Source organism: Nocardia heshunensis (genome assembly GCF_054782115.1).
The window spans coordinates 615,660-637,462 of record NZ_BAAGTC010000005.1 but is presented as its reverse complement, the minus strand read 5'-3'; the positions used below and the strand labels follow the sequence as shown (position 1 = coordinate 637,462).

The following is a 21,803-nucleotide window of genomic DNA, read 5'->3' as shown; positions in this document are numbered from 1 at the left end:
TTCGATCCCGGTCCGAGCCTCGTGCTCGGGCCGGGATTCCCGTATTCGGCCGAAATGTCGTTATTGTTTCGCCATGACCACCCGTTGCCAGAAAATTGCTGTTGCATTGGGCGTGGCCGCGCTGGCCCTCACCGGCTGCTCCTCGAACGCGAAGAGCGACTCCGACAAGATCGATGTCGGGGTCCTCGTGATCACCATGTTCGATCCGGAGCACGACGTGTGGCTGCAGCACGAGCAGCTGCCCACCACCGTCGAGGTGCCCGGCGCGTTCAAGCCGGTGCGCTGCAATGCCGAGAAGCTGTGTGTGGCCGAGACCGGGCAGGGTAAGTCGAATGCCGCCACCACGATGATGGCGATCCTCGGCAGCGATAAGTTCGACTTCAGCAAGGCGTACTTCCTCACCGCCGGGATCGCCGGAACACCGCCGGAGCAAGGAACTCTCGGCGGTGCGGCGTGGGCGCGGTGGGTCGTCGACTTCGATCTGGGCAATCACCTGGACCCGGCTTCTGCGCCCGATGTGCCGTTCGGTTACCGGCCGGTCGAGGAGTACAACACCGCCGCTTATCAACTCGACGAGTCGCTCGTGGACAAGGCCGTCGCCTGGACCCGCGATGTGAAGCTCGCCGACAGCCCGGATGCGGCCGCCGAGCGCGCGCAGTACCCGGGGCAGGAAGGCCGAACGCCTTCGGTTATGAAGTGCGACACCATGACCGGTGACGACTTCTACTCCGGCAAGCAGCTCTCCGACACCGCCGGCTACATCATGTCGCAGCGCACCAAGGGGGCGGGCGTCTACTGCACGACGCAGATGGAGGACAACGCCACCGTGACAGCTTTGAAGGCGCACGGTTATCTGGGGCGCTACCTGTCGTTGCGCACCATGAGCAATTTCGATCAGCCGTATCCGGGGCAGTCGGTGGTGCAGCACCTCGACCAGACCAGCGGCGGGTTCAAGATCGCGCTCGACAATCAGTACACGCTCGGCAAGCTCGTCGCGGAACAGCTGTTGAAGAACTGATTCTGGCCGGGATTGTCTGGTCCGGGACGTGCTTCGTCCCGGACCATGAGCTCCATGGAACGTGGGCACTACGGTGACGACCATCGGGCATTCGCGGAACTGGCGCGCGGCTTCGTCCGCAAGGAGGTCGCGCCGCACTATCTCGACTGGGAGGCGGCCGGGATCGTGCCGCGGTCGGTGTTCGCGCGGGCGGGGGAGCTGGGACTGCTCGGATTCGCGGTGCCGCAGAGCTACGGCGGGCTCGGGGTGTCGGATTTCCGGTTCAACCAGATCCTCATCGAGGAGTTCATGGCGGGCGACTGCGCCGGGGTCGGCCTGAATTTCGCTCTCCACAACGACATTTGCACGCCCTACCTGGTGAACCTCACCACCGAGGAGCAGCGCGACCGCTGGCTGCCCGGATTCGTGGCGGGCACCCTGATCGCCGCCATCGGCATGACCGAACCGGGTGCGGGTTCGGATGTGGCCGGAATCCGCACCACCGCGGTGGATATGGGCGATCACTTCCTGGTCGACGGCGCAAAGACGTTCATTACCAACGGAATCAACGCCGATCTGGTGATCACCGCCGTACGCACGTCAGCCGAACGGCACCGCGGCATCTCGCTGCTGGTCCTCGAACGCGGCATGCCCGGTTTCGAACGCGGCCGCAATCTCGAAAAGCTCGGCCTGAAGTCTCAGGACACCGCCGAACTCACCTTCACCGACGTCCGAGTCCCGAAAGCCAACCTGCTCGGCGAAGTCGGTCGCGGATTCGAATACCTGATGGGCAACCTTCCCCAGGAACGCATGCAGATCGCCGTAGCCTGCCTTGCCCGTGCCCGCGTAGCCCTGCAGACCACGCTCGAATACGTCACCGCCCGAACGGCTTTCGGCCAACCCATCGCCGCGTTCCAGAACACCAAATTCACCCTCGCCGACGTCTCCACCGAAGTCTCGGTCACCGAAGCCTTCGTCGACAAATGCGTCCTCGAACTCAACGCGGGCCGCCTCACCCCCGCCGACGCCGCCAAGGCCAAACTTTGGTCCTCCGAAATGGAATTCCGCTGCATCGACCGCTGCCAACAACTCTTCGGCGGCTACGGCTACATGCGCGAATACCCCATAGCCCGAGCCGCCGCCGACGCCCGCATCACCCGCGTCTACGGCGGCACTTCGGAAATAATGCGAGAAATCATCTCCCGCAGCCTGATTCAACCCTGACGGGCGAACGGGTCGCCGGTTCGCCCGGCTTCGGGGGCTCAGCCGAAGATCGGCGTTTCGGTGCTGTAGAGGAACCGGGTCAGCGAGCGATCGATGAACTGTTCCTCGTCGGCGGCGATGGTCGTGGTGTAGGTGTCGGAGGTGAACCAGCGTGCGGCGTCGCTGATGTCGTCGACCCACACCTCGGCGACACCGTCGTAGAAGACACTGGTGACGCCCGGGATCTCATCGTCGGTCGGCAGCAGTTGGACGTAGCGCCGGACCGGGACTTCGCCGCCGGGCACGCTCGCGATCAGCGGGGTGTGCTTGTTCATCCAGTAGTCCACGAACTCCTCGTGGCTGAGGTCCGCGCGCCGGGTCAAGAAGATGCTGAGCTTGATCATCGAACGTTCCCTTGATCGTTTTTTACTTTCCTGGGCAACTCACAAGGTAGCCGTTTCGACTTGCCTGGGCAATGGAGATCTGTTTCCCAGGCAAGTAAGGTGTGAGGCATGGACGAACCGTCACCGTGGCTCGACGCCGAGCAACAGGCACTCTGGCAGGACCTGCTCACCGTCGTAATCGCGCTGCCCCCGGCGCTGGATCGTCAATTGCAGCGCGACGCGGGCATGTCGAACTTCGAATACAGCGTGCTCGCCCGATTGTCGATGGCGGATCAGGACACCATGCGGCTCAGTGACCTGGCCCGCGACTGCGACAGCGCACTGCCGCGACTGTCGAAGCTGATGGACCGCTTCGAGGCGCGGGAGTGGATCATGCGCCGAATCGATCCGAGCGACGGCCGCTACACCCTCGCCACCCTGACCGAACTGGGTAGAGAGAAGGTCATCGACAGCGCGCCCGGACATGTCGCCCAGGTCCGCCGCCTCGTCCTCGACCCCCTGACGGCCGCACAACGCCGCCACCTCGCCACCGCACTGTCCCGCATCGCGGAGACGGTGCGGAGCGAGATCACGGGTGGTACTGCCGTCTAGTCAAGATAGGTTGCGGCTGAGACATTTCCACAGCTGGTTCTGATTCGGTCTGGGCGGGCGGGGGGTCGCCAGCCGAGTTCATCGGCGCGTAGGGCGAGTAGGTCCATGCAGTCGTGAAGATGTGGAAGCGGCTCCCCGAGATGTTCACGGGCCGAGCGGATGGCATGAACGGGTTTGCCCGACATCATCAGATCGTCGAATTCGGCTCGGGCCTGTGGCGACATCCGATCCCATAGTTGTTGAGGCGAAACGCGTCTGGTCACTTGTGCACACCACCACATCCTCGGCCGGACGGCCAGTCAGTTTGGTCGACGATGCGGGAACAGGAGGGCGGGCATGGTGCGTTGCGGCAGGGCAGTCGATTCGTGGTCGGGCTGAGCGGTGGCGGGGCTGATGGTTGCGGGTCGGCTTTCGGGGATGTCAATTTTCTGGCTATGGCGTCCTGCGGGGTGGGTGGCGAGGGTGCACGTAGGCTTGGGTGGCATGACGCTCGACGAGGTCGTGGCCGAACTCTATGGGCTTTCGCCTGCTGAGTTCGTGGCTGCTCGTACCCAGCGGGTGGGGCAGGCGCGTGACGCCGGGGACAAGGCGCTGGCCGCTGCGATCGGCAAGTTGCGGCGGCCGACGGTGGCTGCGTGGGCGCTGAATCTGCTGTCTCGTGAGGCGAACGATGATGTGCGCGCGCTGCTGGAGGTGGGTGACGCTCTGCGCGATGCCCAGCGGCGATTGTCGGCTGAGCAGTTGCGTGTTCTCAGTACGCAGCGGCAGAAAGTAATCAACGCTGTCACGCACAAGGTCGTCGAGCTGGCCTCGGGTCATGGTCAGCGCTTGACCGAATCTGTCGTACGCGATGTCAGTGCGAGCTTGCAGGCGGCCCTGGCGGATCCTTCGGTCGCCGACGGGCTGCGAGCCGGAACCCTCACCGCCGCAGCCACTTACGAGGGATTCGGCCCCGCCGCGCTGACCGCCGTTCCCAGTGATGGGCACCGCAGCGCCGGAACACGCTCGGCAACAGCCGATTCCACCGCTCCAGACATTCCCTCCCCGGATCCGCAGGCTGAGGTGCGACGCGAGCTCGAAGAGATGCTCGCCGAAGTCGAATCCGCCCGCGCCGCCGTAACTTCCGCCCGATCCGACCACGATCGCGCGGCCGCCGATCTCACTGATGTCAACGACCGCATCGAAGCCCTCCGTGGCGAGCTGACCGAAGCCGAACACCGCCACCGATTCACCGCCGCCACCGAGCGTTCGGCGCGCGAGGCCCTCCAGCATGCGCAGAGCCACCTCGACGGTGTCGAACGCCGCGTCGACCGCGCCCGCAAGCAACTGACCCCGTCTACGCGAGAAAACCCCGTGACGAACAGTCGGATCGATCCGTAACCTGACTCGTTCACTCGACGGGAAGCAAGGTCACGGTGATGCGGAAGAGCCCGCAGGAGAAGAAGATTCTCAGCTATGCAAAGGATCGCCGCAACGACTACGGCGAGAATGACAAGAGTTCGAGGAAAGCCATCCGGCGCAACAAGCGGCTGCCGAACCGCGCCGACCGGCGGTCTGGTCGCCAGATCATGGCAACCGCGACCGGCGCCGTCGAAGCCGAGGTTCCCGCTCGAGCGGAAATCAAGCTGCGTTCGACGAGATCGGTGTGGGACACCCGAAGATGGCGGAAACACCCCGACATCCCCTTGGGCGACTTCGTGATCCGAAAACTGCAGCGGCGAGCGGCCCGCGAAATCAGGTCGGCGAACACCACAGTCACCAACTCCCGCACTTACTAAATCAACGGGTCAAGCCGATCCAAGGTCGACGGAACGTCCGCAGCTGCCGATGAGCGAGCGCGTGCGGACATGGCGTTCAGTCCTCTGACCTGCTCTGAAGGCTCAGCTTAAATCTCGTGCGCGACCGGGTATTTCATGCCGCTCGCTGAGATGCGGCCCTCGGCTGCCTGTCGGAGCAAGGCGAGGGCTTCCTCGGCGGGGGACCCGGCGGGGGTTGTGCACACGATCAGTGCCTGGTCGGGGGCGCGGGCGATCGAGAGGGTTTGTTGCGTCACCGTTGTCGTGCCGACGACCGGATGGTGCAGTTCGTAGGAGGTGGCGTCGCAGGGGGTCACGCGGTGGTCGCCCCACAGCGTCACGAACTCCGGACTTTTCATCGTCAGCTCGCCGATCAGCTCCGCGAGCAGCGGGTCGTCGGGGTACTTGCCGACGGCGATGCGCAGGTTGCCGACTACGGCGCGGGCCTTGCGTTTCCAGTCCGCGTACAGCTCGCGACTGTGCGGGTCGAGGAAGACCAGCCTGCTCATATTCGGCCGACGGACCGGGTCGTCCGGGCTGTGGAAGTCCAGGTGCCCGGCGAGCAGGGCGTGTCCGAGAGTGTTCCATGCGAGCACGTCCGTGCGGCGGCCGAGCACGAGCGCCGGGACACCGTCGACGGCGCGGAGCAGATCGCGCGTTTCGTCGACGAGCTTCTCGGGGCGTGGGCGCCGCACCCGGGGTGTGTGGCGAGCGGCATCGGCGAGGCGGTCGAGGTGCGCGCGCTCGTGGTCGTCGAGCAACAGTGCGCGCGCGACCGCGTCGAGTACCTCGGCCGAGGCCCCGCGCGACGTACCCTGTTCCAGCCGTGCGTAATACGAGACGCTGACTCCCGCCAGCTGGGCCAGCTCTTCGCGCCGCAGACCGTTGACCCGCCTGCGGGGTCCGGTCTCGCGCAGGCCGACGTCCTCCGGCCGCAGCCGGGCTCGTCGGGCCTGGAGAAAGTCGCCGAGTGGTCCGGGTCCGTCCATTGCTCCAGTATTCGGGGACGGATCGGGCGCAGCCACACCCTGCCGGTGGTAGGACAAAGCGGGAGTGGTTGGTCCGCCTCCTGATGTCCAGGCTCGACCACATGGAACAGATCACCCTCGGCGACGTCACCGTCACCCGAATCAAAGAGTTCTACGGCACGGTCGAGATGAGCCCGGATCAGTTCTTCCCCGACAGCCCCGACGGCTCCTGGGACGAACACCGCGGCTGGCTGGCCCCCGACTTCTGGAACCTCGAAACCGACGAGTGCCACTCGGCGCTGCAGACCTGGCTACTGCGCAGCGAGGGGCGCACGATCCTCGTCGACACCGGCGTCGGCAACCACAAGGACCGGCCGTACGCACCGGTGTGGAGTCGCCTCGACACCAACTACCTCGACAACCTCGCCGTCGCCGGGGTGCGCCCCGAGGACGTCGACATCGTGATCAACACCCACCTGCACATCGACCACGTCGGCTGGAACACCCGCCTCGACGGCCGCACCTGGATACCGACCTTCCCGAACGCCACCTATCTGATGCCGTTGCGGGACTTCGAGTTCTGGGATCCGGCCAACGAGCGCGAGACCGTGTTCGGCCGCGGCAACCAGAACGTCTTCGAGGACAGCGTCGCGCCGATCCAGCAGGCGGGGCTGGCCCATTTGTGGGACGGGTCGTATCGGATCGACAAGAACTTGCGACTCGATCTCGCGCCCGGGCACACGCCGGGCTCGTCCGTGCTCACCCTGGAGTCGGGCACCGATCGGGCGCTGTTCGTCGGGGACCTGCTGCACACCCCGCTACAGATCGTGGAGCCGGAAACCAACTCCTGCTTCTGCGAGGACCCGGCCGCAGCCAGCGCCACCCGGCGCAAGCTGCTCGGTCGAGCCGCCGAGACCAACGCGCTCCTCCTACCCGCGCACTTCGGCGGCCAGGGTGCGGCGCAGGTCGAGCGCACCGGGTCGAAGTTCTCGATCAAAGAGTGGGCGGGTTTCTCCCGCATCTCCTGAATTCTCCTGGACAGGAAGTGTTTTCCCATGTCTGTAAATCCAGACCCGGTCGTTGAAACCCCGGCAGGCGCCGTGCGCGGCGGTCGTGACGAGTCCGGGGAGTTCTTCCGTGCCATCCCCTATGCGGCGGCCCCGACCGGTACCCGCCGTTTCGCGTCGCCGACGCGGCATCCGGGCTGGTCCTCCGTCCGCGACGGCACCCGGTCCGGGCCGACGGCTCCGCAACCCGCCCGCGATTTCGGCAAGCTCGACATGATTCCCTACTTCGGACCGGGCTGGGTGCGGGGCGCGGAGTACCTGACCGTCGATGTCCGCACGCCCGCCGCGGACAGCGGGAAACGACCCGTCATGGTTTTCGTGCACGGCGGCGGGTTCGTCACCGGCTCGACTCGCGCCGCGCTGTACGACGGTAGCGCCTTCGCGCGCGACGGAGTCGTCCTCGTGACGGTGAACTACCGCCTCGGCATTCCCGGTTTCCTCGATCTGGAAGGCGTTCCGGCCAATCGTGGGCTGCTCGATGTGCTCGCCGCGCTCGGCTGGGTGCGCGACACGATCGCGGCGTTCGGTGGAAACCCGGAGAATGTCACGATCTTCGGTCAGTCCGCGGGTGCCACCCTGGTCGGCGCGCTCCTCGCCGCGCCGGAGGCGCAAGGTTTGTTCCGTCGAGCGATCATCCAAAGTGGCAACGGCATAGGTGCTTTCACGCCGGAGCAGGCACGGTGGGTGACCGCGGCGGCGGCCGCTGCGCTGGGAGTGGAACCGACTGTCGAGGCGTTCGCCGCCATTCCGGACGAGCGTTTTCTGGCGATACTGCCCGCACTGAGTGGGCTGGATCTGCGCACCCCCACTGCGACGGATCCGCTGGTCGGTCTCAGCCCGTTCAGCTTGGTACTGCCCGTTCAACCCGCCGACGATCTGGCCCACGGCCCGGCCAGCGAGGTCGCGCTGCTGATCGGCACCAACACCGAGGAGGGGCGTCTCTACGTCGTGCCCGCAGGAACTCTCGAGTCCACCACCGAGGCCGACCTACTCGCTGTCGCCGACCGCGTGTACGCGGAACCGGAGACAGCGCTCGGCGCGCTTCGCGTGCAACAGCCGGACGCAGTACCGGGCGAACTGCGCTCCGCGGTGCTCAGCGCCGCCCTGTTCGGGGCCGGCTCAGCCCGGATGGTGCAGGCGCACGCACGGATTTCGGGTGGCCGCACGCACGTCTACTCCTTCGGGTTCCGCTCGACAGCGCTGGCCGGGCGGCTCGGCGCCGCCCACACCGTCGAGTTGCCCTTCGTCTTCGACGCGATCGACGATCCGCGGCTTCGCGGGGACACCGGCTTGCTCGGTCCCGGCGACGTCCCGGTCGGCCTCGCAACCCAGATGCATTCCGCCTGGGTCGCTTTCGCGAAAACGGGAGACCCTGGGTGGGCCACCTACGACCCGCGACGACCAGTCCTCCAGACATTCGCCGATGCCGGCTGACACCGCCTGCCCGTCCACGTTGTCTACGCCTGGTTTCGCGAATCGAAGACGGCCGACAATGACCCCCCATAAGTTCCGGGATGGATAGGCGAACGGCACGTAGATACTGGTCGGCGTGGAAGATGTCGAGATCGTCGTCACCCATCGCGAACGCGCGACCGTGCGGGTCGGTGACGTGTTCTTGAAGATCGACGGTGATCAGGCGCGGATCGATGCCGAGGTCGAGGCGATGGCGGCGGCCCCGGTTCCGACGGCAAAGATCTTGTGGCGCAAGCCATCCGTGCTCGCTCTCGCCGCTCTGCCCGGAACGGCGCTCGGCAGGCTGGGCGAGCCGTCGTCGGCATCCGCGGCGGCGTGGGCGGCGGCAGGGGCAGCCCTGCGAATGCTGCACGAGGCACCGTTGCCACGGCGGTCCGGTCGCACCCCGGATCAGCTCGCAGCGGAACTCGATGCCGAGTGTGCATGGCTGGTGACGAACAACGTTCTCCCCGTGGACATCATCGCGCGCAACCGCCGCATCGCCGAAGTCGCACTGCGACCGTGGACGCCGGTGTTCACCCACGGTGACCTACAAGTCGCGCACGTATTCGTCGATGCAGACACGATCACCGGCGTGCTCGACTGGTCCGAAGCGGCTCCCGGAGATGCCATGTACGACCTCGCCACGTTGACCCTCGGGCACCCGGACCGCCTGCGAGATGTGGTGTCCGGCTACGGCACTGCCGTGGACCTCGAGGTAATCCGGGGTTGGTGGTCGTTGCGAAGCCTGCGCGGTGTGCGCTGGCTCATCGAGCACGGCTTCGACCCCACCGCCCCGGGATGCGAAATCGATGTGCTCACAGCCCAGGCGCGGTGAGACCGGCTGTATCCGTATCCGCTGATTCCAGCACGATGATGAAGCAGGACTAGGGCTGGTGCTGGTCCTCCGGTTCGAGGGGGACCATCGAGTACACGTACCAGTCGCGGCGGGGTTGTTCGCAGCGCAGGAGTTGGACGTGCATGCTCGTCCACTCACCGCCGTCGGCCGGGCGGATGCGGACCGGTTGCCAGTCCATCCGTGTGGGATCGATATCGGTCGACCACAGTCGCTGCCAGTCGGGTGATCGCGCGCACTGCCGGGTGATCTGGTCGATGCGCTCCGGTGCGGTGAGGCCGGGTGCCATGTGCCGGAACGCCTGCACCATGATGTGTGCCTCGCGGTCCCAGTCCTCGACCACCCGGCGGGCACGCGGGTCCAGCAGCATCCACGCGATGATGTTGCCACCGGGTTCCAGCCCCGGAAACGCCTGTCGGTAGGCGGAATTGGCGGCGATCAAGTCCAGGGCGGGCGCGGTCTGATAGCACGCCGGATACGGCAGGCTGGCCAGGAACGCCAGTTCGCCGCGGCTGGGACCGGATTCGCCGCCGGTCACCGTGGTCAGCTCGGGCTGCAGCACGGTTGCGGCGTACTCGCGGTAGGCCACCGGGACATCGAGGGCGCGGAACAATGCGCCGAGCGAGGTGGAGGTGGGTGGCCGGGTGCCTTGCTCGAGCTTCTGGATCAGCGCCTCGGACACCTTCGCCTTCTGGGCGAGCTCGGCCCGGGTCAACCGCGCCGCCTCTCGCCGCTCCCGCAGGTAACCGGCAATGGTCGTATGCGACCCCTCCACGTGCGAAACCTCCCGAACCGGCCCGATGACTACGCGATGAAGGTAGTCGACGGCGGTTTCGGGCCGAGCGCGGCGTTCCGGACGAAGCGATCGGCGCAGCGCTAGGGGCTCGTGATCTCCGCGATCACCGTCGTGGGGTCGGGGCGTTGGGCGATTTCGCCCGCGACCTCGCCCCGGCCGCCAAGAACTTGACGTTGCCGGGAAGTTCGTCGGTGATCGTGGTGCGGAATCCGGCGCTCGAAAGCAGCCCGACGGTGTGGCCGGCATCGACGGCCGCCCGCATGAGCGGAACCAGCGGCAAGACATGGCCGTAGGCCGGAGTCGCACGGAAAAGCAGTTTCACAGGTACTACCTTCGTACGGTTGCGAGCCGATCCTCGCTGCCGCCCACGCTACCGCGGACACGCCAATCCCATTCCGGCCCTTCACAATCGCAACGTCGATCACCCTCTGTGGGCAGTGCCTATCCCGAGTCAGTCCCGACGTGGGGTTTGTGGAGTGTCGGCATCGGAAGACCAGGCCATGGCATCGATTTCCACGCGAAGTGCTGGGGAAGCCAAGGCGCTCACGTACATCAGGGTCATGCAGGGTGAATGCGTGCCGAGGAAGTCGGAGAGGGCTGTGCGGCGGAGGGTGTTGTCTACTTCGCTGACGAGGTAGATAGTCAGCTTTACCAGGTCGGTGACGGTCATGTTTGCCGCCGACAGGTTGTGGCGTACGTTGTCGAGCGCTAGCGCGATCTGGTCGATGGGGGACTCGGGGACCGAGCCGTCGATGCGCATGCCGATTTGGCCGGACAGCACCAGCCAGCGACCTCCGGGGCCGACTTCGATCTGGTGGGAGTACGCCGCCACGGGGGCATGGACTTCCTGCGGGTTACGTTCGATCTTCACAAGATTCGACCGTAGAGCGACTCGGCGGGGATGGTCACGCGAGTTGTTCGGCTAGGCCGATGATGATGCCTTCGGGGCCGCGGAGGTAGCAGAGGCGGAAGAGGTGTTCGTATTGTTCGATGGTGCCGACCAGGGAGGCGCCGCGGGCGACTAGGCGGGTGACGGTGTCGTCGATGTTGTCTACGGCGAACATGATTCGGCGGAGGCCGAGGGTGTTGGAGGGGGCGATTTTGGGGTCGGGGGTGATGGGGGGTGGGGTGTGGAACATGGCCAGTTCGACCTTGCCGTGGCCGTCGGGGGTGCGGAGCATGGCGACTTCTTGGCGGACGTCGGGTACGTCGATGATGCGTTCTACCCAGGGGCCTTCGGCCGGGCCGCGGCCTTCCAGTTCCATGCCCAGTTCGACGAAGAACTCGATCACGGTGTCGAGGTCTTCGACCACGATGAGCACGTTGTCCATTCGCTGAATCGCCATGGCCCCGACCCTACGACGATTGTCAGCGTTTGAGGCCGTAGCTGGAGGCGATGAGGCGTTCCATGACGGTGCGGGGGAGCAGGCGGCGGATGGCGAACATCAGCGGGGCGTTGCTGCCGACCGCGTAGAGGGGCTGGGGGCGGGGCGAATCTGCCGCGGCGACAATGGTTTCCGCCACCTTGGCGGGCGGGATGCCCTTGCTCATGCGGGCGTCGAGGACGGACATGAACTTGGTGAATTCGGCGGTGTGAGGCGAGTTGTCGGCCAGGTATTTGGTGCGGCGTTCGCTCAGGCCGGTGTCGATCTGACCGGGCTCCACCGTGGTGATCCACACTCCGAACGGGGATTCCTCGAAGCGCGCGGCGGTGGCGAAGCCGCGCAGCGCAGCTTTGGTGGCGACATAGGAGGAGCGGTACGGCATGGGGAAGCTGCCGAGCATGGAGCCGACCATGACGATGCGGCCGTAGCGGCGCTCACGCATGCCGGGCAGGACCGCCTGGGTGAGGGCGATCGCGCCGAAAACGTTGAGCCGGAACAGTCTTTCGATGGCATCGCCGGGCAGTTCGGCCAGCGGTCCGGCCTGGCTCTCGCCCGCATTGTTGATCAGCACATCCACCGCGCCGAGTTCGGTGGCGAACCGGTCGATGGACGCCGCGTCGGTGAGGTCGAGGGCGCGGTATTCGACGCCGGGGATCCGATCCGCCTCGGCCAGCGTGTCCGGATTGCGGCTGGTGCCGATCACCTTGTGCCCCCGGGCGGCGAAGGCGGCCGCGGTGGCCTTGCCGATGCCGCTGGACGCGCCGGTCACCACGACGGTGCGAGTCGTATTGCTGCTCATGGCAGCACGCTATCGGGTATGGCGGGTGGGTGGCCAGGAGCCCGGCCGGTGCGGCAGTTCGGGCCAGGAACGCAGGACGGGGGTGCAGCGGGTGTGGCGGCGGCGCGCGGCCGACTCGCCGGTAACCGATCGGACGCCGAGCCAGATGCCGAAACCGAAAGCGGGGGCCGCCAGTGCGGGAATGAGCAGGATGGCGGTGGAACTCATGGTGGGGTGACCTCGATTGCTGGTCGTCGTCCAGACCGGATGTGAATGAATCGCACGGGCGGCCCGGCTGTTACGTGACGAATCGCGGCCAGGGGCGAAAACCGCAGCGGCGTGATCGAAGTCGCGAAATGTCCGTGACTACGCGCAACACCCAATTCTGTCGGATGCGCCACACCGGACGGTCTCCCGTTGATATGTTGCGCCAACCCGATGGGGAACAGACATCGGTCGGGAGAAGTCGAAGAGGACCGCGCACATGTTCGACTGGGATTTAGTCAGAAATACCGCCAGCGTCCACGTCATGACGCAGCTCGCACAGGAACGAGGCATGCGGGTGAGGGACTGTCTGGCGGGAGCCGGACTGCCGTCGGAGGCGGTGATCGACTCGAATGCCGAGGTCACCGCCCGCCAAGAGGTCACCGTGGTACGGAATCTCTTGGCGCGCTTCGGTGATGAGCCAGGATTGGGGGTGGAGGCCGGGAGTCGCTATCACATCTCGCTGTACGGGCCGTGGGGGCTGGCGCTGCTGGCCAGCCGCACCCTGCGCGACGCGGTGGACATCGCGCTGCGCTATGTGGAATTGGCGTTCGTGTTCGGCCAGTTGAGTTTCGAGGAGAAGGCGGGCGAGGGCTTCCTGCGCTACGACGACAGTGAGGTGCCCGAGGATGTGCGGCCCTTCCTGACCGAGCGTGTCATGACCGGTATACAGATGATCGGCCGCGAACTGTTCTCGGTCGGTGTTCCGATGCGACGCTTGAGCTTCCGGCACAGTGGCCCGGCGGATACCGCCCGCTACCGGGCCGTGTTCGAGATCGAGCCGACCTTCGACGCCGGGATCAACGAACTCGTCTTCGACGCCGCCTACCTGGATGTGCCACTGCCACAGGCCAATGAGTGGGCGCGCAGCACCTGCGAACAGATGTGCCGCGACCTGCTGGCCCGCCGCCACGCCCGCACCGGCGTCGCGGGCGCGGTCCGAGATCTGCTGGTGCGCAACCCCGGTGAGATCCCCGATCAGGCGGCGGTGGCGGCGGAACTGTTCGTCAGCCCGCGCACCCTGTCGCGGCGGCTCAACGAGGAGGGCACCTCCTTCCGGGCCCTGCTCGACGAGGTGCGCCAGGCCCTGTCGGAGGAACTGCTCGACCACACCCCGATGACCACCGAGCAGGTCGCCGCCCGCCTCGGCTACGCGGAGGCCGCCTCCTTCATCCGCGCCTTCCGACGCTGGAAGGGCTGCCCGCCACAGGAGTACCGGGCGCGCGGGCAACGCGCCCGGGTACCCGAACTGGTGTAGCGCTCAGCGCCCGGTCGCGCTCAGGAAGGTGCCCGCGTGCAGGGTGGTGCCGAATCCCGGTGCGAATTCACCGTATTCGTGCACGACGTGGCCGCCGACGACGGTGGCGGCCACCGCGCGGTCATTGCGATTGACCATGCGCGACAGCCCCGCCACCCCCGGGTACGGGGCCTCGGCATACTCGCTGCTGGACCCGTCGAAACCGGCCGGGTCGATGACGGCGATATCGGCGCGCGCCCCGGCCGCCAGCCGCCCGGCGTCGAGCCCGTACCAGTCGGCCAGCTCTCCGGTGACCCGGTGGATGGCCTGCTCCAGCGGCAGGAACCCGCGCTTGTGCGCCCGTTCGAGCAGCCGCAGCCCGAAGTTGTAGAAGGCCATATTGCGCAGGTGCGCACCGGAATCCGCGAAACCGACCTGCATCATGGGTGAGCGTTGCAGACGGTCGAGCACCTCCTCGCGATCGTTGGCGATCACGGTGCGCCAGCGCAGCGCTGAACCGTAGGCCACGGTGAGATCCAGCAGCGCGTCGGCCGGATGGATGCCGCGCTCGTCGGCCACCGCGCCGAAGGATTTGCCGATCACGTCGGCTTCGGGACAGTCGACGATGATCGCGTCGTAGAGGTCCCGATTCCACACGCGCGGACCGAATTTCTTGGCCAGATCCGTGCGGAAACGCCTGCGATAGTCCTCGTCGGCCAGCAGTTCGCCACGTTTCATGACATCGCGAATATTGAGCGCGGCGACGCCGGAACCGAATTCCTCGAACACCACAAGATCGACGCCGTCGGCATACACCTCGAACGGCACCGGCAGATGCTGCCACCGGAATTGCGCTCCGCCAACGGTATTCACGATCCAGGCGGCGGCAGTCGCGGCCAGTGCGACCGTGCGATCGGCCTTCACATCCATGCCCGCGATCAGGGTCGTCTTGAGCGGCTTACGGATTCGCCCGGCGCTCTCGGCGAAATACCGCGCGATTTCGGCGCGGGTGTTGAGGTTGGGCGTGCTCTGATGCACCCGCCCGCGGCGGCGCAGAATCGCGTTGAGCGCCCGATATTCCCGCCAAGTGGCGTAGGTCGACGGCAGCTGCCGGGTCGGGAACCGCACTCCCTCCAACTTGGAGAACGAACTGCGGATGGTGGACAGGCCCAGGAATCCGGCATCGAGCGCGTCCTCCAGCATCGCACCCATGCGTGCCAGCTCCGCATCGGTGGGCCGCGCTTCCGCGTCGACGGCTCGCTGCAGACCCATCACCGTCACCCGGATATCCGAATGCCCCAGGAACGCTGCGACATTCGCGCCGAGCGGGCGGTCCGCGAGGGCTTTCGCATAGGCATGCGGCCCGTCCCAGTCCTTGTGCTCCTTGACGGCCGAGTGCACCGCGTCCCACGGCAGCGCCTCCACCCGCGCGAACAGATCCGCGCAGTCTTCGGCCTCGGCATAGATCGTGGAGAGCGAGCAGTTGCCCAGCACGACCGAGGTCACCCCGTGCCGCACCGATTCGCCCAGACCCGGATTGCCCAGCACCTCGGCGTCGTAATGCGTGTGCACGTCGAGCATGCCCGGCATGACCCATTTCCCGGTGGCATCCACGGTGCGCGCACCCTCCGGCACCTCGCCGCCGATGACCGCGACCTTGCCGTCGGTGACCCCGACGTCGGCGCGCACGCCCGGCGTGCCGCTCCCGTCGAAGACCGTGCCCCCGCGAATTACCAAGTCGCACCGAGCCATGTCGCACCACCCTGTTTCTCAGCTCGCCGTCAGCGGTCGTTTCACACGCTACAACGGGAGTATGCGCGCCCGGCCCGCGATAGACGACCGGTCACCGAATCCGTCATCGGACGGGAAACGCGAAGGTCGCGGTCGCGGCCCGGTGATCCGGGCCGGGCAACCGCAGCACCGCGGCACCGGTGGGCGTGAGGCCCCGCAGCAGTAGGTGATCCAGCCGCGCCACCGGGAACGCCGCAGGCCAGGTGAACCCCGGTCCAACATCCGGCCGGGCATCGGTGTAGCCGGGCGCGAAGGACCGCCACGCGCGGTCTGTGCTCGCGGTATTGAAATCACCGGCAACCAGAATGTGCGGCGCGGGGTCGGAAGCCAGCTGGCCCGACAGGATCCGCAATCCCCGATTGCGGGTGGCGGTATCGGCCGGACGGACCGACGGGAGATGCACGACGTACACGACCAGATCACCCGACGGCGTCGCCACATGCGTGCGCAGACCGCGCTGCCAGCCGATCCCGACATCGGCGACGGTGGTATCCGAGGTCGGGTAGCGACTCCACAACGCCACCGTGCCGCGTTCCTCGCGATAGGGGTAGACGGCATCCAGGACCCGTTGCACGGGTGCGCGATCGGTGCCGCCGAGCTCCTGCACGGCCAGCAGATCCGCACCCGTCGCCGCGAGTGCCCGCGCGGTCGCCTCCGGAGTCGAGTTGTCGGCGAACAGGTTCTGCGACACCACCGATACCGTTCCCGCACCCGGCGTGGCCGCCCTCGCCGTCGGAGCCCACCAGCCACCGAAGGTGTAGGCCCAGACCAGGAGCGGCGCGATACAGGCCGCGGCCCCGGCCGGTCGGCGGCACGCGACGGCCGCCACCGCCAGCACCGGAACCGGCACGATCAGCCAAGGTGCGGCGGTGTCGAGCGCAACGCCGAGCCCGAACACGTCCGGGATCCGATCGTGGGCGGCCAGCAGCAGCGTGAGAAGTGCTGCCGCGGCAACGAATACGAGCGTTCCGGCGCGTCTCATCGGGCCGGGCACAATCGCCGGGGCGCGGAATCACCCTTCAACTGGGCGTCGACACAGCCGCCGGGCAACCCGTCGTGGTCGATGGTGCCGAAGTTGGCGGTGACGGTGAGCTCGCCGTCGCCGAAGACGCTGTGCTGCACCAGATGATCGTCGGTCAGCCAACGGAATTCCGTCATCGGCAGGGTGCCCGCCCGCTCGTGCAGGGGAGCGAAAAACTGTTGCAGCCGCGCCATTTCGGGACCGTGCTGCGCCACCGTGGCACCGTCCAGCACGAAGTTGAGGGGCGTGTTGTTCAGCACGGCCGTCAACGCCCGCATCGTTTCCTGCTGCGGCAGTTTGTAATACGACAGCTCCCAGCGATCCAGATTGATCAGCGAATCGTGCAGCACCGTCTCGTAGAGCGGCACCCGATAGACCGGGTCGAACATGGCGGTGACCAGGTCGGCGGGCAGGTCGACCGGCTTGAAGAACACGCCGGGCGCGGTCTCCGGATACCACGCACCCCAGCTCTGCCGGTCGCGCTGCAGGCGCCACAGGCGATCCGAAATCGGGTTCTGCGCACCGTGATCGAACGCCAGCACCGGCGCGGCCCAGGCACCGGCCGCCTCGGAACCGAGCACGGTCTTGCGGTCCTCGGCCAGCCAGCGCATCCGGTCCAGGCGATTGGCCCGGTCCTGCGCCTGCGTCATCGCATGGGCGGGCGAGTGGTCGTCGAACAACTCACCCGCGGCATCCACATCGAGGAAATAGCTGTTCGCGCCATTGGCTGTCATGGCGGCATAGCGGTCCCGGTACAGTGCCGGATCCTGTTTCAACGCCTCGGAACTCAGATAGCAGCCGCGATTGCCGAACCCGGTTTCCGGGGTCCCATCGGCGGCGTGGACGCACCCTTGCGGCCAGACGGTACCCGGCCAGCGGGAGGACGGATTGTCGGCGGTGGCGGGTTCCTGGGCATTGGCCCACGAATCGTAGGGGCCGGCAAGGTATCCCGCGTCCTTCGCCGCGGCGATGGCGGCGGCGGACATCGGGTCGTCCCCGGAGTCGTAGCCCAGCCACATCTTCGACAGGCCTAGCTCGTGCAACCGCCGGACGGTATCGGGCTGCTTCGCGTCGCCGAACAAATAGGCGTGGAACGCCCCGAACAGCTTGCCGATCTCGGGGTTCTGCTGGATCTTGTCGCGCAGGGAACGGAATTGGCCGTGCCGGATCAGCCAGGCGCGGTAGTCCTGCGCGGCGGCCACGGGCGAATCGTCGGTGAGCGCGAAATCCACGGTATAGTCGCCGGTGCCCGCACTCGGCGCGAAATCGTGTGTGCCCGAAGCGATCAGCCGCCCGCCATCCGAGCTGACGGTGAGGCTGCTGCCGATATCGGTCGGCACGATGTACCCGGCCCCGCGCGCCCCGATCCGGTAGCCCCAGAACGGCATGGTCAATCCCGAGGTGAGCGGCAGGGATTCGCCGACCAGGCCGGTGTCGGGGCCGTTCCAGAACGGGTCGCGGACCGGCAGCGACAGGCCCTCGCCACGGGGAATCTGCAGGGCGGCCGCCGCCTCGTCGCGGCCGGTGATCGGCCAGCGCAGCGTGCCGTCCCGGTCGCTGTGCACGGTCACCCGCAGCCGCCCGTCCTCGGCGGCGGCCGACACGGTCAGCCCGCGATCGGGGTAGGTCCAGGTCGCGGTCGCGTCCGCCACCTTCACCGGCCCGGTCGTGCCGAGGGCCTCGCCGACGGGTGCGGTCAGCTCGTAGCTCGTGCCCGCGGCGTTCGCCGTGACGCCCAGCGTCGTGGTGTCCACCTGGGCGGAGCCACCCTCGACCGGGATAACCACGTACTTGCCGTTGACGCGCGGCGTCGGCGGGTTCGGGTTCCGGTCGCAGGCCGTGAGCCCGGCCGCGGCGATCCCGAGCACGGCCAGGACGGCCGCGGCGCGATGCGATATCCGAAGTCTCATGCCAGCCACGCTCACCGAACGAAATGAGAGTTGGATGAGAAAGTGCAGGTGGTGGTCGTCCGTATGATCCGTGGGATGCGGGTACTGGTGGTCGACGACGAAGCCGCGGTGCGGGAGGCGCTGGTGCGCGCCCTCACCTCCGAAGGCTATGAGACCCGCGGCGTCGGGGACGGCGCGACCGCGCTCACCGAGATTGCCCGCTGGCAGCCGGAGGCGGTGGTGCTGGATGTGGCCATGCCGTTCATGGACGGCCTGACCGCCTGCCGCACCCTGCGCGGGCGCGGCGACCGCACCCCGATCCTCATGCTCACCGCGCGCGACGCGGTCGCCGACCGGATCGAAGGGCTCGACGCGGGTGCCGACGACTACCTGGTGAAGCCGTTCGATCTCGATGAGTTGCTGGCCCGCGTGCGGGCGCTGCTGCGGCGCACCTACCCCGAGGACGGGGCGGTGCTCTCCAGTGTGGACCTGGTGTTGGACACCACCGCTCACACCGTGAGGCGCGGCGGCCGCGAAATCGAGCTCAGCCGAACCGAATTCGCACTGCTCGAGGTGCTGCTGCGCAATGCCGGACAGGCGCTGCCGCGCGAAACCCTGATCGACCGGGTGTGGGGGCACAATTCGTCGAACTCGCTGGAGGTGTACATCCGGTATCTGCGGCGCAAGCTCGAGGTCGACGGGGAGCCCGCGTTGATCCATACCGTGCGCGGGGTCGGCTACCGGGTCGGGCCGTCGTGACCTCATCGGGTCCGGGGGCGCGCAACCGGCTCGGGCTGCGCGGGCGAATCGCCGTATTCTTCGTGCTGGCCATGGGTTTGGCGCTGGCGGGGATGGCGGCGGCCGCCTACTTCGTGGTCGGGCACGAATTGAACAGCACCCTCGATCTGAGCCTGCGGCGGCAGGCAACGCGCATCGCGCGGCAGTTCCCGGCCGAGCCCTCGGTGGCGGCGATCTCCGGCTCGTGTCAGTACCTGGCTGCGCCGAGTTGCGTGCAGGTGGTCGCGGCGGACGGCAGCATTCGCTCCGAACACATACCCGATCAGTCACTGCCGGTCGATGCACAAACCCGTTCTGTGGCAGCGGGATCCGCTGATCCTTTCTTCACCGACTTCAGCCTCGACGGCTACCCCATGCGGATGTACACCATCCAGCTGGAGCCGGGCAGTGCGGTGCAGGTGGCCCAGCGCGCGGACTCGGTGGACACCGGACAGCGCCGAGTCGGCCTTGCCCTGTTGGCCGCAGCGGCGGCCGGGCTCGCGCTGGCCGCCGTCCTCGGCATCGTGCTGGCGCGCCGGGCCCTCGACCCCGTGGTCACCTTGACCGAGGCGGCCGAAAGAGTAGCTCGCACAAGAGATCCCAAGCATCACATCGAGGTCTCCGGATCCGATGAGCTGGCCCGGCTGGCGACCAGCGTCAACACCATGCTCGACGAACTCGACGCGGCACTGACCGCCGAGCGCGACGCGCGGTCCGCCCAGCAGCGGCTGGTCGCCGACGCCTCGCACGAACTGCGCACCCCACTCACGGCCCTGCGCACCAATATCGACCTGCTGCGCCGCGCCGACCGCATGCCGCCCGCGGATCTCGAGGCGACCGTGGCGGCGCTGCGGGTGCAGTCCGAGGAACTCTCGGGCCTGGTCACCGACCTCATCGACCTGGCCCGCGCCGACGACCCGGAGGCGGTCCGCGAGACCCTCGAGGATCTGCGCCTGGACCGGCTGGCCGCCGACTGCCTCACCACGGCGCGACGGCATTGGCCCGCACTCGAATTCGAGGCGGACCTGAATGCGGTGACCGTCCTGGGCGCGCCCGCGCGACTGTCGCGCGCGATCACCAATCTGCTCGACAATGCCGCCAAGTTCAGCCCGCCGGGCGGCACGGTGCGGCTCGGCGTCGCCGATCGCGCACTGTCGGTGCGCGATGCGGGCCCCGGGATTCCGGCCGAGGACCAAGCGCACATCTTCGATCGCTTCTACCGCTCGCCCGCGGCGCGGGCGACGCCGGGGCACGGTCTCGGGCTGGCCATCGTGGCGCAGGTCGCCGGACTCCACGATGCCGAGATCACCGTCGAATCAGATTCCGGTGGTACGTGTTTCACGCTGACCTTCCCCGAATAGCGAACTACGGTGTCGGTGCGGGGCAGAACGGCGCACACGACGCCGGTGGAGTGGGGACCGGACTCGGAGGCTCGTCGAAGTGGGCGGAACTCACCAGGACCATGAGTCCGATGGCGGTGCCCAGCACCGCTGCGGCGGCGGTGGCCACGATGCCCCAGTTGAGCCTGGGGAAGGTGATGACCTCGCTACCGTCGTCGAGAGCGAGGAAGATGACCGCCGCGCTGGTCGGCGATCGAGACAATTGATACAGAATGGTGTTCCGCCACCAGTTTCCGGCCATGGCAGCACGCGAGCCTTTATTACCGAGTGATTTTCCGAGGTGCGGTGATCACCGCAACACCCAGGCTACGCCCGAAATGTCGTGATAGCTAACGGCTATCTATTTGTCGCTCGATGTTCACCTGAGTAGTTCTGCGGTGGTGCCATGCCCGCCGTGCGACAAGGATGGAACCCGTTGCCGGACGGCCGATATGGAGCATGATGAACGACAATCCGCGACGCCCGAAGGGGCTCGGCAAGCGCGCCTGGGTCGCCACCCATCTGGTCCGCCGCATCCTGCGCACCCTGGCCTGGTCGAACTTTGTGCACGTCACCGTGATCGGACGCGAGCACGTGCCGGCCTCCGGCGCGGCCATCGTGGCCAGCAATCACCTCTCGATGCTCGATGCCGTCTTCCTCTGGGGAGCGCTGCGCCGCCGCGCCGTCGCGATCGCCATGGCCGAGTTGTGGTCGTGGCCCGTGGTCGGTTGGCTGGTTCGCCGACTCGGTCAGATTCCGGTGGTGCGCCGCGATTCCGAGTCGGGTCGGGCCGCGACCGCGCAGGCCGAGCAAATTCTGCGCCACGGCGGAGTGCTGATCATCTACCCGGAGGGGCGACTGGTCGCGCCCGGTGAGCGCGAGCCCTACAAGCCGGGGGTCGCGAAACTGGCCCTGGCCACCGGTGTTCCGATCATTCCGGTCGCCACCACGGGTACCGACGGAGTGCTGCCCACCCGGCGGGCGCGCGGCGACGGTCCCGCTTTCGATCGCCGCCACCCGGTCACCATTCACTTCGGTGCGGCCATCGACCCCGCCGACTTCGATGATCCGGACAAGCTGCTCGATCACCTGCGTCAGCGCATCGAGGACCTGCGGGTGTAGCCCCGAAAAACTGGGTCCCCGAAAGTCTTG

The 21,803-nt window shown here is 67.2% G+C and carries 24 protein-coding genes; 12 read left to right on the top strand and 12 right to left on the bottom strand.

Annotated elements, in window-relative coordinates; translation table 11 throughout:
• Positions 1-73: 73 nt before the first annotated feature.
• Positions 74-1,018 (top strand): purine-nucleoside phosphorylase, encoded by a 945-nt coding sequence (locus tag ACYVN4_RS21775; protein WP_460723791.1) that lies wholly within the window; start codon positions 74-76, stop codon positions 1,016-1,018.
• Positions 1,019-1,072: 54 nt separating this feature from the next.
• Entirely contained in the window at positions 1,073-2,221 is a 1,149-nt protein-coding gene (locus ACYVN4_RS21770) for an acyl-CoA dehydrogenase family protein (protein ID WP_460723790.1), read from the top strand.
• A 38-nt stretch (positions 2,222-2,259) separates the two neighbouring features.
• Here the strand turns inward: ACYVN4_RS21770 and ACYVN4_RS21765 are convergent, their stop codons facing one another.
• Positions 2,260-2,604 (bottom strand): EthD domain-containing protein, encoded by a 345-nt coding sequence (locus tag ACYVN4_RS21765; protein ID WP_460723789.1) that lies wholly within the window; start codon positions 2,602-2,604, stop codon positions 2,260-2,262.
• Between the two features lie 108 nt (positions 2,605-2,712).
• Between ACYVN4_RS21765 and ACYVN4_RS21760 the strand changes: the two genes are divergently transcribed.
• From ACYVN4_RS21760 to ACYVN4_RS21750, 3 genes are all read left to right on the top strand, one after another.
• The gene (locus ACYVN4_RS21760) at positions 2,713-3,195 is read left to right on the top strand and encodes a MarR family winged helix-turn-helix transcriptional regulator (protein WP_460723788.1); all 483 of its coding nucleotides are present in this window, start codon (positions 2,713-2,715) and stop codon (positions 3,193-3,195) included.
• 483 nt (positions 3,196-3,678) lie between these two features.
• Positions 3,679-4,575: a hypothetical protein gene (locus ACYVN4_RS21755; protein ID WP_460723787.1), complete on the top strand. Its 897-nt coding sequence runs from the start codon at positions 3,679-3,681 to the stop codon at positions 4,573-4,575.
• 38 nt (positions 4,576-4,613) lie between these two features.
• Entirely contained in the window at positions 4,614-4,973 is a 360-nt protein-coding gene (locus ACYVN4_RS21750) for a hypothetical protein (RefSeq protein WP_460723786.1), read from the top strand.
• A gap of 107 nt (positions 4,974-5,080) precedes the next feature.
• Here ACYVN4_RS21750 and ACYVN4_RS21745 read toward each other — a convergent pair whose 3' ends face one another.
• Positions 5,081-5,980, bottom strand: coding sequence for a helix-turn-helix domain-containing protein (locus tag ACYVN4_RS21745; protein ID WP_460723785.1), 900 nt, complete (start codon positions 5,978-5,980; stop codon positions 5,081-5,083).
• A 101-nt stretch (positions 5,981-6,081) separates the two neighbouring features.
• On the opposite strand from ACYVN4_RS21745, the gene ACYVN4_RS21740 reads away from it, so the two are divergent.
• From ACYVN4_RS21740 to ACYVN4_RS21730, 3 genes are all read left to right on the top strand, one after another.
• On the top strand, positions 6,082-6,987 hold the full coding sequence (locus ACYVN4_RS21740) for an MBL fold metallo-hydrolase (protein ID WP_460723784.1): 906 nt from the start codon (positions 6,082-6,084) through the stop codon (positions 6,985-6,987).
• A gap of 27 nt (positions 6,988-7,014) precedes the next feature.
• Positions 7,015-8,460 carry a carboxylesterase/lipase family protein gene (locus tag ACYVN4_RS21735; protein ID WP_460723783.1) on the top strand — a complete coding sequence of 482 codons (1,446 nt, stop codon included), beginning with the start codon at positions 7,015-7,017 and terminating at the stop codon, positions 8,458-8,460.
• Positions 8,461-8,575: 115 nt separating this feature from the next.
• Positions 8,576-9,316 (top strand): phosphotransferase family protein, encoded by a 741-nt coding sequence (locus ACYVN4_RS21730; protein WP_460723782.1) that lies wholly within the window; start codon positions 8,576-8,578, stop codon positions 9,314-9,316.
• Positions 9,317-9,365: 49 nt separating this feature from the next.
• Here the strand turns inward: ACYVN4_RS21730 and ACYVN4_RS21725 are convergent, their stop codons facing one another.
• The 6 genes from ACYVN4_RS21725 to ACYVN4_RS21700 all read right to left on the bottom strand — a co-directional run bounded on the left by ACYVN4_RS21725 (position 9,366) and on the right by ACYVN4_RS21700 (position 12,521).
• Positions 9,366-10,109 carry a helix-turn-helix domain-containing protein gene (locus ACYVN4_RS21725; RefSeq protein ID WP_460723781.1) on the bottom strand — a complete coding sequence of 248 codons (744 nt, stop codon included), beginning with the start codon at positions 10,107-10,109 and terminating at the stop codon, positions 9,366-9,368.
• Positions 10,110-10,233: 124 nt separating this feature from the next.
• Entirely contained in the window at positions 10,234-10,452 is a 219-nt protein-coding gene (locus ACYVN4_RS21720) for a hypothetical protein (protein WP_460723780.1), read from the bottom strand.
• Positions 10,453-10,581: 129 nt separating this feature from the next.
• Positions 10,582-11,001 (bottom strand): RidA family protein, encoded by a 420-nt coding sequence (locus ACYVN4_RS21715; protein WP_460723779.1) that lies wholly within the window; start codon positions 10,999-11,001, stop codon positions 10,582-10,584.
• Positions 11,002-11,035: 34 nt separating this feature from the next.
• Positions 11,036-11,476 (bottom strand): VOC family protein, encoded by a 441-nt coding sequence (locus ACYVN4_RS21710; protein ID WP_460723778.1) that lies wholly within the window; start codon positions 11,474-11,476, stop codon positions 11,036-11,038.
• Positions 11,477-11,498: 22 nt separating this feature from the next.
• On the bottom strand, positions 11,499-12,314 hold the full coding sequence (locus tag ACYVN4_RS21705) for an SDR family oxidoreductase (RefSeq protein WP_460723777.1): 816 nt from the start codon (positions 12,312-12,314) through the stop codon (positions 11,499-11,501).
• A gap of 9 nt (positions 12,315-12,323) precedes the next feature.
• The gene (locus ACYVN4_RS21700) at positions 12,324-12,521 is read right to left on the bottom strand and encodes a hypothetical protein (RefSeq protein WP_460723776.1); all 198 of its coding nucleotides are present in this window, start codon (positions 12,519-12,521) and stop codon (positions 12,324-12,326) included.
• A gap of 301 nt (positions 12,522-12,822) precedes the next feature.
• Here ACYVN4_RS21700 and ACYVN4_RS21695 point away from each other — a divergent pair, with 301 nt between their 5' ends.
• Positions 12,823-13,815 carry an AraC family transcriptional regulator gene (locus ACYVN4_RS21695; protein ID WP_460723775.1) on the top strand — a complete coding sequence of 331 codons (993 nt, stop codon included), beginning with the start codon at positions 12,823-12,825 and terminating at the stop codon, positions 13,813-13,815.
• A 3-nt stretch (positions 13,816-13,818) separates the two neighbouring features.
• On the opposite strand, the gene ACYVN4_RS21690 is transcribed toward ACYVN4_RS21695, so the two are convergent.
• From ACYVN4_RS21690 to ACYVN4_RS21680, 3 genes are all read right to left on the bottom strand, one after another.
• Positions 13,819-15,546 (bottom strand): N-acyl-D-amino-acid deacylase family protein, encoded by a 1,728-nt coding sequence (locus ACYVN4_RS21690; RefSeq protein WP_460723774.1) that lies wholly within the window; start codon positions 15,544-15,546, stop codon positions 13,819-13,821.
• 103 nt (positions 15,547-15,649) lie between these two features.
• A complete protein-coding gene (locus ACYVN4_RS21685; RefSeq protein ID WP_460723773.1) occupies positions 15,650-16,567 on the bottom strand; it encodes an endonuclease/exonuclease/phosphatase family protein in 918 nt (305 codons plus the stop codon).
• Complete coding sequence (locus ACYVN4_RS21680) at positions 16,564-18,516, bottom strand: glycoside hydrolase (protein ID WP_460723772.1); 1,953 nt, start codon at positions 18,514-18,516, stop codon at positions 16,564-16,566. Before ACYVN4_RS21680 ends, ACYVN4_RS21685 begins: the two co-directional genes overlap by 4 nt.
• A 75-nt stretch (positions 18,517-18,591) precedes the next feature.
• Between ACYVN4_RS21680 and ACYVN4_RS21675 the strand changes: the two genes are divergently transcribed.
• Both ACYVN4_RS21675 and ACYVN4_RS21670 read left to right on the top strand, forming a co-directional pair.
• Entirely contained in the window at positions 18,592-19,254 is a 663-nt protein-coding gene (locus ACYVN4_RS21675; protein WP_460723771.1) for a response regulator transcription factor, read from the top strand.
• Positions 19,251-20,633 (top strand): HAMP domain-containing sensor histidine kinase, encoded by a 1,383-nt coding sequence (locus ACYVN4_RS21670; protein ID WP_460723770.1) that lies wholly within the window; start codon positions 19,251-19,253, stop codon positions 20,631-20,633. Before ACYVN4_RS21675 ends, ACYVN4_RS21670 begins: the two co-directional genes overlap by 4 nt.
• Before the next feature lie 4 nt (positions 20,634-20,637).
• On the opposite strand, the gene ACYVN4_RS21665 is transcribed toward ACYVN4_RS21670, so the two are convergent.
• Entirely contained in the window at positions 20,638-20,874 is a 237-nt protein-coding gene (locus tag ACYVN4_RS21665) for a hypothetical protein (RefSeq protein WP_460723769.1), read from the bottom strand.
• A gap of 239 nt (positions 20,875-21,113) precedes the next feature.
• On the opposite strand from ACYVN4_RS21665, the gene ACYVN4_RS21660 reads away from it, so the two are divergent.
• Positions 21,114-21,773, top strand: coding sequence for a lysophospholipid acyltransferase family protein (locus ACYVN4_RS21660; RefSeq protein ID WP_460723768.1), 660 nt, complete (start codon positions 21,114-21,116; stop codon positions 21,771-21,773).
• Positions 21,774-21,803 lie beyond the last annotated feature (30 nt).

Excerpts from the sequence above, each read along its gene's own strand:
- ACYVN4_RS21740 (WP_460723784.1), top strand. The coding sequence starts at position 6,082 with ATGGAACAGATCACCCTCGGCGACGTCACCGTCACCCGAATCAAAGAG.
- ACYVN4_RS21660 (WP_460723768.1), top strand. The coding sequence starts at position 21,114 with ATGAACGACAATCCGCGACGCCCGAAGGGGCTCGGCAAGCGCGCCTGG.
- ACYVN4_RS21690 (WP_460723774.1), bottom strand. The coding sequence starts at position 15,546 with ATGGCTCGGTGCGACTTGGTAATTCGCGGGGGCACGGTCTTCGACGGG.
- ACYVN4_RS21760 (WP_460723788.1), top strand. The coding sequence starts at position 2,713 with ATGGACGAACCGTCACCGTGGCTCGACGCCGAGCAACAGGCACTCTGG.
- ACYVN4_RS21680 (WP_460723772.1), bottom strand. The coding sequence starts at position 18,516 with ATGAGACTTCGGATATCGCATCGCGCCGCGGCCGTCCTGGCCGTGCTC.
- ACYVN4_RS21765 (WP_460723789.1), bottom strand. The coding sequence starts at position 2,604 with ATGATCAAGCTCAGCATCTTCTTGACCCGGCGCGCGGACCTCAGCCAC.
- ACYVN4_RS21750 (WP_460723786.1), top strand. The coding sequence starts at position 4,614 with ATGCGGAAGAGCCCGCAGGAGAAGAAGATTCTCAGCTATGCAAAGGAT.
- ACYVN4_RS21710 (WP_460723778.1), bottom strand. The coding sequence starts at position 11,476 with ATGGCGATTCAGCGAATGGACAACGTGCTCATCGTGGTCGAAGACCTC.
- ACYVN4_RS21675 (WP_460723771.1), top strand. The coding sequence starts at position 18,592 with ATGCGGGTACTGGTGGTCGACGACGAAGCCGCGGTGCGGGAGGCGCTG.
- ACYVN4_RS21770 (WP_460723790.1), top strand. The coding sequence starts at position 1,073 with ATGGAACGTGGGCACTACGGTGACGACCATCGGGCATTCGCGGAACTG.
- ACYVN4_RS21705 (WP_460723777.1), bottom strand. The coding sequence starts at position 12,314 with ATGAGCAGCAATACGACTCGCACCGTCGTGGTGACCGGCGCGTCCAGC.
- ACYVN4_RS21685 (WP_460723773.1), bottom strand. The coding sequence starts at position 16,567 with ATGAGACGCGCCGGAACGCTCGTATTCGTTGCCGCGGCAGCACTTCTC.
- ACYVN4_RS21700 (WP_460723776.1), bottom strand. The coding sequence starts at position 12,521 with ATGAGTTCCACCGCCATCCTGCTCATTCCCGCACTGGCGGCCCCCGCT.
- ACYVN4_RS21735 (WP_460723783.1), top strand. The coding sequence starts at position 7,015 with ATGTCTGTAAATCCAGACCCGGTCGTTGAAACCCCGGCAGGCGCCGTG.
- ACYVN4_RS21755 (WP_460723787.1), top strand. The coding sequence starts at position 3,679 with ATGACGCTCGACGAGGTCGTGGCCGAACTCTATGGGCTTTCGCCTGCT.
- ACYVN4_RS21695 (WP_460723775.1), top strand. The coding sequence starts at position 12,823 with ATGACGCAGCTCGCACAGGAACGAGGCATGCGGGTGAGGGACTGTCTG.
- ACYVN4_RS21745 (WP_460723785.1), bottom strand. The coding sequence starts at position 5,980 with ATGGACGGACCCGGACCACTCGGCGACTTTCTCCAGGCCCGACGAGCC.
- ACYVN4_RS21775 (WP_460723791.1), top strand. The coding sequence starts at position 74 with ATGACCACCCGTTGCCAGAAAATTGCTGTTGCATTGGGCGTGGCCGCG.